The sequence below is a fragment of the Aurantimonas sp. genome (assembly GCF_964217435.1).
GTDB classification, from domain to species: domain Bacteria; phylum Pseudomonadota; class Alphaproteobacteria; order Rhizobiales; family Rhizobiaceae; genus Aurantimonas; species Aurantimonas coralicida.
On sequence record NZ_CAXPJM010000043.1, the window covers coordinates 35,944 to 47,337 of the forward strand.

Consider the following 11,394-nt stretch of genomic DNA (forward strand, 5'->3'; position numbering starts at 1 on the left):
CCGCCTTGCGGCGGACTCCTCCCCAACTGGTCTAGAAGCCTGTCCCACGCGCATCAAGCGCCGAAATGCCCGGCGATCACCGCTGCACGCCGCGCCGGCTGGCGCATGCGGTCGCGCCGGTCATTTGATGGTTGCGTATAGCAACGACCCCGTCATCCGAAACAAATAACTGCCGCTTATGAACTATAGGAATGGCGCTGATGGAATTGACTCCGGTCGATCTTCGTGGGCCAAATAGAAATGTCCCAGTCGGAGGTAACTCGGATGACCGCCCAGGAATTTGGTGCGTGGCTGGACCATATGTGGTTCTCCCACGACGATGCCGCGTCACGCCTCGGCCTTCCTGCCGAACAGATCGCCGCTTTCGAACGTGAGGGGGCGCCGGGCACCGTCGGCCTTGCCTGTGCGGCGATCGCGACGGGCCTGGCGGCATGGCAGCCGCCACGCCGCGGCGGCCGGCAGAGCCAGCAGGCCGCCTGACCCCTTTCTCTTCCCGCATCGATCGCGGCCTCGCCGCGCCCTGCCCCATCCGTGCTTGCGTTGCCATCAGCCGGCCCGCCGCGCCGCCGTGCCCGGCGCAAGGTGACAGCGGCGATGCCCGGCAGGGCACCAGCCGCCGGCAACCTCGCCGCTAGAAGCGCAGCACGCGGCCGCGATACGGATAGCGCGGATCGCTGTGGCCGACGACGGGCGTATGGCCCGACGCACAGAGCCCGCTCAGGAACGCCTCGTCTTCCGCGTCGTAGCGGGCGCCCACCACGCCGAGATAGCCGTCGAGCTGCGCGAGGCTGCGCGGCCCCATCAGGATGCTCGCTACGGCGGCATTCGCCAGCAGCCAGCTCAGTGCCATGGCGCCCGGATCGCGGCCGGACTGCTCGGCATAGTCGGCCGCCTTGTTGGCCGCCTCGATCGTGCCCGGCAGGAACTCGGCCTCCAGCATGCGCTTGTCGCCGCGCGCGGCACGGGAATCGTCCGGCACGCCGCCGCGATACTTGCCGGTGAGGATGCCGCGACCGAGCGGCGAATAGGGTACGACCCCAATGCCGAAATGGTGGCAGGCGGGCAGGTAATCGGTCTCCGACGTGCGGTTGAGCATGTGGTAGTAGGGCTGCGCCACGACCGGCCGCGCCACGCCCAGCCTGTCGGCGATGCGGACCATGTCGGCGATCTTCCAGCCGCGGAAATTGGAAAAGCCCCAGTGGCGGATGGTGCCCTTGGCGATCAGCTCGCCCAGCGCACCGATCACCTCGTCCAGCGGCGTCGTCTCGTCGTCGAGATGCAGGTAATAGAGGTCGATCGTCTCGGTCTGCAGGCGCTCGCGCGACATCTCCGCGGCCCGGGCGATCCATGCCGGCGACAGCCCGCCCGATCCCTCGACATCGGTGACCGGATTGCCGACCTTGGTCGCCAGCACGCAATCGGCGCGGCGCTCCTTCAGGAGGCGCCCCAGCATCGCCTCGGACTTGCCGCCGGTATAGGAATCGGCGGTGTCGATGAAATTGCCGCCGGCCTCGAAATAGCGGTCGAGCATGCGCGCCGCTTCGGCCTCGTCGGTCCGGTCGGCGAACATCATGGTGCCGAGACAGAGGCGCGCCACCTCCGGTCCGCCGCTGAACAGGGGAATCGTCGGGATCGTCGTCATGGCATGGTCCTCCAGAGTTGTTCGATCAGGCGAGCGTTCGCCGGAGGGCGACCAGCGACCGCCCCGGCAGCCGGCGGTCAGACGACGCCGTCCGCCCGCAATTGTGCGATGTCGGCGGCATCATAGCCGGCTTCCGCCAGCACCGCCTCGGTGTCCTGCCCGAGATCGGGCGCCGGATGGCGCACCTGCGACGGCGTCTTGGCGAATTTCATCGGGAAGCCGGTCATCCGCACGGTGCCGTGGCCGGGATGGGGAACGTCGAGCACCATCTCCTGCGCGGCGACCTGCGGGTCCTCGAACACCTCGCCGAGGGTCTGGACCCGGCCGCAGGGCACGCCCGCCGCGTTGAGCCTCTCGATCCAGACATCCTGGGTCTCGTGGCACATGGCCGCGTCGATCAGGGCGTTCAGCGCCGCGCGGTTGGCCACCCGGTCGGCATTGGTGGCGAAGCGCGGCTCGTCGAGAAGGCCGATCAGCCCGATCGCCTCCAGAAAGCGGCGCAGGGTCGGCGCGGTCGAGGGCGCCACGGCGACATGGCCATCGGCGGCGCGAAACAGCCCGTAGGGCGAGGCGATGGGATGGTCGTTGCCGGTCGCCGGCGGCGTCTTCCCGGTCGCCAGTTGCGCGGCCGAGAGATAGGCCAGCATCGACATCATGCCGCCCATCATCGAGGCCTCGACCGCCTGCCCCTCGCCGTCGCGATCGCGCACCCGCAGCGCCGCGACGATGGCGAAAGCCGTGTAGAGCCCGGCGATCAGGTCGGTCAGCGGCGGCGCGGCGCGCATCGGCCCGCTCTCCTGCGAGCCGTTCACCGACATGAAGCCCGACATCGCCTGGGTGATGAAGTCGAAGGCCGGGCGGTCGCGATAGGGGCCGGTGGAGCCGTAGCCGTTGACCGATCCGACGACGAGCCGCGGGTTGATGGCGTCCAGGGTCTCCCGGTCGAAGCCCATCGCGGCCAGGACGCCGGGCCGGTAGTTTTCCACCAGCACGTCGGCGTCGGCGAGAAGCCGGCGCAGCACCGCCTTGCCGGCGTCGCTCTTCAAATCGAGGGTCAGGGAGCGCTTGTTGCGGTTGAAGCCGGCGAAGTACCAGGACATGCCGTCGACGATCGCCCCGAGGCCGCGCACATGATCGCCCTGCCCCGGCGCCTCGACCTTGATCACGTCGGCGCCGAGATCGCCGAGCAGCATCGAGCAGAACGGGCCGGACAGGATGCGCGTCAGGTCGACGACGCGGATACCGGCGAGCGGCTGGTCCATACGGGTCAACGCCTCGCCGTGGCGACGGTGATCCGGCATCCCGCGCGCACCGGCATCGGCAGCATCTTGCCTGCGTCGGCCATCGCCCCCTCCATTTGTTTCGCTGGCGTTACGGTCCCCATACGCGACGGGCCCGCCGAAAGTAAATTTCGAAATCTCATGCTGCATCGCGGCACGGGTTTCTTCCGCGTTGCAGCACAAGAGAGCATCGCATCAGCCTTGACCGCCCGAATGCTTCGATGTCATCCACTAGGGAAGGCACACGGGAGAATGCCGCTGTCGGCACGATCTCCCACGGCCGACAAAATGGCGGGGACGCAAGAACTGCCGCCTGAGGGAGGGAAGTCATGTTTCTGAAACGTTTGTTGATGGCCGCGGCCGTGGCGGCGATCGCCATGCCCGCTGCCGCATTCGAGCCGTCGAATGTCGAATGCATCGCACCGGCCAATCCGGGCGGCGGCTGGGACTTCACCTGCCGCACCGTCGGCCGCATCCTGCAGGACGAAGGCTTGGTGCCGGGCGCCGTCCAGGTGACCAACATGCCGGGCGCCGTCGGCGCGGTGGCCTTCGCCAATGTCGCGTCCAAGCGCAATGACGACCCCAATCTGATCGTCGCGACCTCGACCGTCGGTATCACCCAGATCGCCCAGGGCAAGTATCCGGCCGGCATCGACCAGATGCGCTGGCTGGGCATGCTCGGCGCCGATGTCGGCACGATGCTGGTCAACAAGGACTCCGAATACGATTCGCTCGACGCCGTTCTCGCCGCGGTCAAGGCAGACCCGGCCGGCGTCGTGGTCGGCGGCTCCTCCTCGATCGGCGGCTGGGATCATCTGCGGTTCCTGATCCTCGCGCAGGAAGCCGGCGTTCCGACCGACCAGCTCAAGGACATCCGCTGGGTCGAGTTCTCCGGCGGCGGTGACGCCGTCACCCAGCTGCTCGGCGGCCATATCGACGTGGTCCTCACCGACATCGGCGAGATCGGCGGCTTCATCCAGTCCGGCGACGCCAAGGCGCTCGCGGTCATGTCCGACGAGCGGCTGCCGGCCTATCCGGACATCGCTACCGCCAAGGAGCAGGGTGTCGACGCGGTCGGCTACAACTGGCGCGGCTTCTACATGGGCGGCGAAGTTCCCGACGACGCCTATGATTTCTGGGTCGAGAAGATGAACGCGCTCTACGATTCGGAAAGCTGGCAGACGGCCGCGACCGAATCCGGCCTGACGCCGATCTGGCGCGGTGGCGAAGAGTTCAACGCCTTCGTTCGCGAGTCCGAGAAGAAGGCAGCCGAGATTTCGAAGGCCATCGGTGTCATCAACTAGACCGACCCCGAGCCTGCGTCTCAGTGACCGTATCGCGGGGGCGATTCTGCTCGCCCTCGCGATCTGGTACTGGATCGCCGCCGGCGGCTACAGCGTCGCCTACGGCGATCCGGCCGGCCCGAGCCTGTTTCCGCGCATGGTCGCGGTGCCGCTGGGGCTGTTTGCGGCCTTCCTGATCATCAAGCCGGATCCCGATCCGGTCTGGTTCCGCTGGCCGCATGTCTGGGGCCAGATCGCCATGCTGGCGGTCCTCATCGTCTATCCGATCATCCTCGAACCGGCGGGCTTTCCGCTGTCGACGAGCGTTGCGGCGCTTCTTTTGGCCCGCATCCTCGGTGCCAGTTGGCTGCAGGCCGTCATCACCGGACTGGTGATCGGTTTCGGGCTGTTCTTCCTCTTCGACGGCGTTTTCGGCCTGCCCCTGCCGACGGGACCGCTCTTCGGTTAGTCACCGCCTGGCTGGTGCCAAGGAGATCACGTGGAAATTCTTGGTTTTCTCGCCGACGGTTTCGCCACCGCCCTGACCCCGACCAATATCGGGCTGGCGCTGTTCGGCTGCTTCATCGGCACGATCATCGGCGCGCTGCCCGGCCTCGGCCCGGTCAACGGCGTGGCGATCCTCATCCCGCTGGCCTTCTCGCTGCAACTGCCCGCGGGCTCGGCGCTGATCCTGCTCGCCTGCGTCTATTACGGCTGCATGTATGGCGGCCGCATCTCGTCGATCATGCTCAACATCCCCGGCGACGAACCGGCGATGATGACCTGCCTCGACGGCTACCCGATGGCCCAGCAGGGCAAGGCGCCCGAGGCGCTGGCGATCTCAGGCATCGCGTCCTTCGTCGGCGCCGTGACCGCGACCATCGGCCTGGTGCTGTTCGCCCCGCTCTTGGTGCAGTTCGCCATCCGCTTCGGCCCGGCCGAGTATTTCGCGCTCTATGTCATGGCCTTCGCGACGATCGGCGGCATCACCGGCGCCAATCCGGCCAAGACGCTGCTGGCGGCCGGCATCGGCCTCGCCCTGGGCACGGTCGGGATCGATCCGCAGAGCGCCGTGCCGCGCTACACCTTCGGCAGCTTCCATCTTTATGACGGCTTCCATGCCATCGTCGCCATTGTCGGCCTGTTCGCCATCTCCGAAGCGCTGATCCTTCTGGAACACGGGATCGGCGGCCATTCCGGCGCGGTGCCGGTCAACCGCGCCTTCGCCCGCTGGCCCGATATCCGCAAGTCGCTGGGGGCGATGTTCCGCGGCTCCGGCCTCGGCTTCATCTCCGGCATCCTGCCCGGCGCCGGCGCGTCGCTCGGCTCGTTCATCGCCTACACGCTGGAGAAGCGCTACTCGAACAGCGACGACACCTTCGGCAAGGGCGATCCCCGCGGCGTCGCCGCACCGGAAGCCGGCAACAATGCGGCGGCCGGCGGCGCGCTGGTGCCGATGCTGGCGCTCGGCGTGCCGGGCTCGGGCACGACGGCGGTGCTCCTGGCGCTGCTCATCTCGCTGAACATCACGCCGGGGCCGTTGCTGTTCCAGAACCAGCCGGACATCGTCTGGGGGCTGATCGCGGCGCTGTTCATGGCCAACGTCTTCCTCCTGATCCTCAACCTGCCGCTGGTCGGCCTGTTCACCCGGATGCTCTCCATCCCGATGTGGGCGCTGATGCCCTTCGTGGTGATGATCTCCTTCGTCGGCATTTATTCGATCAGCCATTCCACCTTCGACCTGCAGGTCATGGTCGGCTTCGGCGTGCTCGGCTTCGTGCTGCGCAAGTTGGAGATCTCGGTGGTGCCGGTCGTGCTCGGACTGCTGCTCGGCGGCGAGATGGAAAGCATGCTGCGGCGGGCGCTGGCGATCTCCGGCGGCGATGCCGGCATCCTCGTGTCGAGCTGGATCTCGATCGGCCTCTACACGATCACCGGCTGCTTCCTGCTCATCGCGGTGGTGCTGGCCATGCGCAAGCCGCGCCGGCCGGCCGCGCAGCCCGCAGCCGACACCGATTATGTCGGCGACTGACCGGCAGGCCTGCCGCGCGGCGGTGACGGCGTCCTAGCCGGCGGTGCCGGCGGCCGCCTCGGTCTCGGCATGGGCGAGCAGCGATTGCAGCTTGTGGGTCAGATGCGCCTTCATCAGGCTGCCCAGCAACGGCCCGTCGCGCGCCTCCAGCGCGGCCTGGATGCCCTCGTGCTCGCGGGTCGCCGTCAGCCAGCGCTCCGGCGTCAGATTGGCCTGGTAGCGCGCCCGGTAGACCCGCCGCGCCACCATGGCATGGTGCTGGGAGAGCGTCGGATTGGCCGCGGCGGCCAGGATGGCGCTGTGGATCGCCTGGTTGATCTCGAAATAGGCCGGCCGGTCGCGCGCCTCGTAGGCGGCGCCGAGCCGGCGGGTGAGATCGGCGATCGCCGCGATCTCGGCCTCGGAGGCGCGCTCGGCCGCCAGTTCGCCGGCCAGGCCCTCCAGCGCCGCGACCAGCGGAAACAGCTCGGTCAGCTCGTTCATCGTCTCGCCCGAGACGATGGCCCCGCGGTTCGGCACCAGCTGCACGAAGCCTTCGTGGGCGAGCACCTTCAGGGCCTCGCGCACCGGCGTGCGGGAGACGCCGAAGCGCTCCGTCAGCGCCTTTTCGGGCACCTTCTCGCCGGCCTGGAGTTCGCCCTCCATGATCATCCGGCGCATCCGGTCGGTCAGTTCCACGGCCAGCGCGGGGCGCGAGAGCGGCGCGTCAAAATCGGTATCGGCAAGGCTCATGCGTCGTGTCCCGTCGTGGAATGACCGGCCCCGCGGATACGGGCCGCATCGAGCGCCGGCGGCCGGGAGCCAACCCGAACCGGCGCCATTACGGCGCAGCTCCATGGAGCGCGCCCGCCAGCACTTCCGCCACATGCACGGCGCGGCGTGCGGCGCCGTCGGCGATCTGGTGCCGGCAGGAGGTGCCGTCGGCGACGATCACCGCATCGGCCGGTGCCGCGCGCACCGCCGGCAGCAGCGACAGCTCGCCCATGGCCAGTGACACGTCGATGGTCTCGGCATCATAGCCGAAGGCGCCCGCCATGCCACAACACGACGATTCGATCACCTTCAGGTCGAGGCCGGGGATCATCCGCAGCGCGCCCTCGACGGCCGACATGGCGCCGAAGGCCTTCTGGTGGCAGTGACCGTGCAGATAGGCCTCGCGACCGATGCCGTCGAGAGGCAGGGACAGGTGCCCGGCCTTGTCCTCGCGCATCAGGAACTCCTCGAACAGCATGGCCGACGCCGCCACCGCTTCCGCTGCCTCGCCCGGCACCAGCGCCAGGAACTCGTCGCGCAGCGTCAGGATGCAGGAGGGCTCCAGCCCGACGATCGCCTTGCCGGCCCGCACATGCGGCAGCAGCGCGTCGATGGTGCGCTGCGCTTCCGTCTTGGCCCGGTCGGCCATGCCGGCGGCGAGATAGGTCCGCCCGCAGCACAGGGGTCGTTCGTTGCGGCCGAGGCTGGCGGTCTCGACCTGGTAGCCGCCCGCCTTCAGCACCTTGACCGCGGCGCGCAGCACCTGCGGGTCGAACCAGCGGTCGAAGGTGTCGGCGAAGAGGACAACACCGGTCACCCGGTCCGGATGCGGCGCCGGGCCGGTGCGCTCGACGCCGCGCTGATCCGCGCGGTTCGCCGTCGCCGTGTCGCCGCCGGCTCCCTCCGGGTTCAGGACGATCCCGTCCCCTGCCCCGCCAACGTTCTCCGCCGCCGCGGCCCGGCCCTGATGGGCAGATGATCCGGCCCCGGCCGCCATTACGCCCGCGACATCACCTTCGGCGTCGCGGAACCAGTCCTTGCGGAAGGCCGGCAGCGAGCGGCGGGCGGAAAAGCCGGCCATCTTCTCCGACAGGGCCGCGAAGGCGGGGACGCGGTCGCGCAGGCCCATCAGCCAGCCCATGCGGGCGGCGGCCGGCGCATAGCGCGGCAGGTCGGCGATCAGACGGTCCTTCAGCGAGAAGCCGTTGGTCTTGCCGCGCTGGTAGAGCACCTCGGCCTTCATCTTGGCCATGTCGACGCCGGTCGGGCATTCGCGCCGGCAGGCCTTGCAGGAGACGCACAGCTTCAGCGTCTCGGCCATCTCGTCGGAGGCGAGCGCGTCCGGGCCGAGCTGGCCGGAGATCGCCAGCCGCAGCGTGTTCGCCCGCCCGCGGGTGACGTCGCGCTCGTTGCGGGTCACCCGGTAGCTCGGGCACATCACCGCCCCGGCCGATTTGCGGCAGGCGCCGTTGTTGTTGCACATCTCCACGGCGCCCTGCAGGCCGCCGGAGGCGCCCGGCCAGGCCGACCAGTCGAAGGCCGTCTGGATCTCGTCCACCGCGTAGCCGGGCGGATAGCGCAGCAGGCTGCGGTCATCCATCTTCGGCGGCGCGACGATCTTGCCGGGGTTGAGGCGCGTATGCGGATCGAAGGCGGTCTTCACCTCCTGAAAGGCGGCGACGATGCGCTCGCCGAACATCTGGGTGTGGAATTCCGAGCGCACCAGCCCGTCGCCGTGTTCGCCCGAATGCGAGCCCTTGTATTCGCGGACCATGGCGAAGGCCTCCTCGGCGATCGCCCGCATGGTCTTCACGTCCTTGTCGAGCTTGACGTTGAGGACCGGGCGCACGTGCAGGCAGCCCTCCGAGGCATGGGCGTACCAGGTGCCACGGGTGCCGTGCTTCTCGAAGATCGCCGTCAGCCGGTCGGTATAGTCCGCCAGATGCTCCAGCGGCACGGCGCAATCCTCGACGAAGGAGACCGGTTTGCGCTCCTCCTTCATCGACATCATGATGTTGAGCCCGGCGGCGCGCAGTTCGGCGATCGCCGCCTGCAGCTTCAGATCGGCGACCGGCACCACGCCGCCCTCGTGATCGCCGCCGCGGCCGAAGCCGTAGCCGAGATCGCTCATCACGTCCTGCAGCGCCGCGATGCTGGCGTCGTTTTCCTCCGCCGTATCGGCGAATTCGACCAGCAGCAGCGCCGCCGGATCGCCCTCCACGAAGGCCTCCAGCGTCGGCACGAACATGTCGATCCGGCGGGCGAGCCCGATCATGGTCGCATCCACCAGCTCGACCGAGGTCGGCTTCAGGGCGACGATGTGCTGGGCCGCCTCCATTGCCGCGCGGAAGGTCGGGAAGTGGCAGGCGCCGAGGATCTTGGTGGCCCTGGGCAGCGGCGACAGCCGGATCTCGATGGCGGTGGAGACCCCGAGCGTGCCTTCCGAGCCGACCAGCAGATGGGCGAGGTTGATCGGGTCGTCGGAGGGCACCAGCGCGTCGAGATTGTAGCCGCCCACCCGGCGCTGCACCTTGGGGAAGCGCGCCGCGATCTCGCCGGCCTCGCGGCGACCCAGCGCCAGCATGGCGGCGACGAGTTCGCGCGGCGGCTCGTTGGCGGCGTTCTGGTCGAGCTGGGCGAAGCGTCCGGCCGTGCCGTCGGCGAGGATCGCGTCGATGGCGATGACATTGTCGCGCATCGTGCCGTAGCGCAGCGAGCGCGAACCGCAGGAATTGTTGCCGGCCATGCCGCCGATGGTGGCGCGCGAAGCGGTGGAGACGTCGACGGGGAACCACAGGCCGTGCGGCTTCAGAAGCCGGTTGAGATCGTCGAGGACGATGCCCGGCTCGACCACCGCGCGGCGGCCGGCGACGTCCAGCTCCAGGAGCTTGTTCAGATGCTTCGACGTATCGACGATCAGGCCGGAATTGACGGTCTGGCCGCATTGCGACGTGCCGCCGCCCCGCATGGTCAGCGGCAGGCCTTCCTCGCGGCAGGCGTCGAGCGCCGCCGCCACGTCGTCGCCGGTGCGGGCGACGACCACTCCGGCGGGCATGATCTGGTAGATCGAGGCGTCGGTGGCGTAGCGCCCGCGGTTGAAGCGGTCGAAATAAACGTCGCCGGCAATTTCCCGCTCAAGCCGGCGGCTCAGGCCCGGCCGGATCATTTCCCCCATCTGTGTGGACCCCTCCCGGCGGCGATCTGCAGAATGCCGCTTGACACGCATAATGAATTCATAATCCAATTGGACCTGAAAACAGGCACGTCGGCAAGAGCGTGCGACGAGGAAACGGACCGGCGGACAAAGCGTCGCGGTCCCCGGGAGACGCCATCGTGACCTACAAAGCCGGCCGGCATTTTCTGCAGATTCCAGGACCGACCAATGTGCCCGACCGGGTGCTGCGGGCCATGGACATGCCGACGATGGATCATCGCGGCCCCGAGTTCCAGGAGATGGCCAAGCGCGTCCTGACCGGCATCCGCACGATCTTCCAGACCCAGAACCCGGTGGTCATCTATCCGGGCTCGGGCACCGGCGCCTGGGAAGCGGCGCTGGTCAACACGCTGTCCCCCGGCGACCTCGTCCTCATGTACGAGACCGGCCATTTCGCCTCGCTGTGGAAGAAGCTCGCCGAGCGGCTTGGCCTGCGCACCGAGTTCATCGCCGGCGACTGGCGCCATGGCGCCGACGCGGCGGCCATCGGCGAGCGGCTGAAAGCCGATAGCGGCCACGAGATCAAGGCGGTCTGCGTCGTCCACAACGAGACCTCGACCGGCTGCGTGACGCCGGTCGGCGACGTCCGCAAGGCGATCGACGCCGCCGGCCATCCGGCGCTGCTACTCGTCGACACCATCTCCTCGCTCGGCTCGGTCGACTACCGGCACGACGAATGGGGCGTCGACGTCACCGTCGGCGGTTCGCAGAAGGGCCTGATGCTGCCGCCGGGCCTGTCCTTCAACGCACTCTCCGACAAGGCGATCGCGGCACAGGCTTCGGCCAAGCTGCCGCGCTCCTACTGGGCCTGGGACGAGATGCTGGCGATGAACCCCAACGGGTTCTTCCCCTCCACCCCGGCGACCAATCTTCTCTACGGCCTCGATGCGGCGATCGAGATGCTGCACGAGGAAGGGCTGGACAACGTCTTTGCCCGGCACCAGCGCCATGCCGCCGCGACGCGCGCCGCCGTCGAGGCCTGGGGGCTGGAAGTCCTCTGCGCCGACCCGGCCCAGCATTCGGGCGCGCTCACCGCCGTCCTGATGCCGGAGGGCAAGGGCGCCGACGCATTGCGGAAGGTCATTCTCGAGCGCTTCGACATGTCGTTGGGAGCCGGCCTCTCGAAGCTTGCCGACAAGATCTTCCGCATCGGCCACCTCGGCGACTACAACGACCTGACCCTGATCGGC

Annotated in this window: 9 protein-coding genes; 5 read left to right on the forward strand and 4 right to left on the reverse strand. The window is 68.6% G+C overall.

Annotation, left to right across the window (positions count from 1 at the left end):
• Positions 1-264: 264 nt before the first annotated feature.
• Entirely contained in the window at positions 265-480 is a 216-nt protein-coding gene (locus ACEQX1_RS16590; protein WP_187391351.1) for a hypothetical protein, read from the forward strand.
• A 151-nt stretch (positions 481-631) separates the two neighbouring features.
• On the opposite strand, the gene ACEQX1_RS16595 is transcribed toward ACEQX1_RS16590, so the two are convergent.
• Together ACEQX1_RS16595 and ACEQX1_RS16600 are read right to left on the reverse strand one after the other, a co-directional pair.
• Complete coding sequence (locus ACEQX1_RS16595) at positions 632-1,642, reverse strand: aldo/keto reductase (protein WP_370192798.1); 1,011 nt, start codon at positions 1,640-1,642, stop codon at positions 632-634.
• Between the two features lie 77 nt (positions 1,643-1,719).
• Positions 1,720-2,904, reverse strand: a complete 1,185-nt coding sequence (locus tag ACEQX1_RS16600) for a CaiB/BaiF CoA transferase family protein (protein WP_370192797.1) — start codon at positions 2,902-2,904, stop codon at positions 1,720-1,722.
• Positions 2,905-3,251: 347 nt separating this feature from the next.
• On the opposite strand from ACEQX1_RS16600, the gene ACEQX1_RS16605 reads away from it, so the two are divergent.
• Genes ACEQX1_RS16605 through ACEQX1_RS16615 form a run of 3 tightly spaced genes read left to right on the forward strand, consistent with a single transcriptional unit; the run spans position 3,252 to position 6,237 of the window.
• Entirely contained in the window at positions 3,252-4,226 is a 975-nt protein-coding gene (locus tag ACEQX1_RS16605; protein ID WP_370192796.1) for a Bug family tripartite tricarboxylate transporter substrate binding protein, read from the forward strand.
• Positions 4,213-4,674, forward strand: a complete 462-nt coding sequence (locus tag ACEQX1_RS16610) for a tripartite tricarboxylate transporter TctB family protein (RefSeq protein WP_370192794.1) — start codon at positions 4,213-4,215, stop codon at positions 4,672-4,674. The genes ACEQX1_RS16605 and ACEQX1_RS16610 overlap by 14 nt, the downstream gene beginning before the upstream one ends.
• Positions 4,675-4,704: 30 nt before the next feature.
• Positions 4,705-6,237, forward strand: coding sequence for a tripartite tricarboxylate transporter permease (locus ACEQX1_RS16615; RefSeq protein WP_370197124.1), 1,533 nt, complete (start codon positions 4,705-4,707; stop codon positions 6,235-6,237).
• 33 nt (positions 6,238-6,270) lie between these two features.
• Here the strand turns inward: ACEQX1_RS16615 and ACEQX1_RS16620 are convergent, their stop codons facing one another.
• Together ACEQX1_RS16620 and ACEQX1_RS16625 are read right to left on the reverse strand one after the other, a co-directional pair.
• On the reverse strand, positions 6,271-6,969 hold the full coding sequence (locus ACEQX1_RS16620; RefSeq protein WP_370192792.1) for a GntR family transcriptional regulator: 699 nt from the start codon (positions 6,967-6,969) through the stop codon (positions 6,271-6,273).
• 88 nt (positions 6,970-7,057) lie between these two features.
• On the reverse strand, positions 7,058-10,165 hold the full coding sequence (locus tag ACEQX1_RS16625) for an FAD-binding and (Fe-S)-binding domain-containing protein (protein WP_370197127.1): 3,108 nt from the start codon (positions 10,163-10,165) through the stop codon (positions 7,058-7,060).
• Between the two features lie 158 nt (positions 10,166-10,323).
• Between ACEQX1_RS16625 and ACEQX1_RS16630 the strand changes: the two genes are divergently transcribed.
• A partial coding sequence (locus ACEQX1_RS16630; RefSeq protein ID WP_370197129.1) for an alanine--glyoxylate aminotransferase family protein occupies positions 10,324-11,394 on the forward strand: 1,071 nt, incomplete at its 3' end.

What these genes read in the sequence shown, in the direction of transcription:
- ACEQX1_RS16625 (WP_370197127.1), bottom strand. Translation starts at nt 10,165, where the DNA reads ATGGGGGAAATGATCCGGCCGGGCCTGAGCCGCCGGCTTGAGCGGGAA.
- ACEQX1_RS16590 (WP_187391351.1), top strand. Translation starts at nt 265, where the DNA reads ATGACCGCCCAGGAATTTGGTGCGTGGCTGGACCATATGTGGTTCTCC.
- ACEQX1_RS16600 (WP_370192797.1), bottom strand. Translation starts at nt 2,904, where the DNA reads ATGGACCAGCCGCTCGCCGGTATCCGCGTCGTCGACCTGACGCGCATC.
- ACEQX1_RS16620 (WP_370192792.1), bottom strand. Translation starts at nt 6,969, where the DNA reads ATGAGCCTTGCCGATACCGATTTTGACGCGCCGCTCTCGCGCCCCGCG.
- ACEQX1_RS16605 (WP_370192796.1), top strand. Translation starts at nt 3,252, where the DNA reads ATGTTTCTGAAACGTTTGTTGATGGCCGCGGCCGTGGCGGCGATCGCC.
- ACEQX1_RS16595 (WP_370192798.1), bottom strand. Translation starts at nt 1,642, where the DNA reads ATGACGACGATCCCGACGATTCCCCTGTTCAGCGGCGGACCGGAGGTG.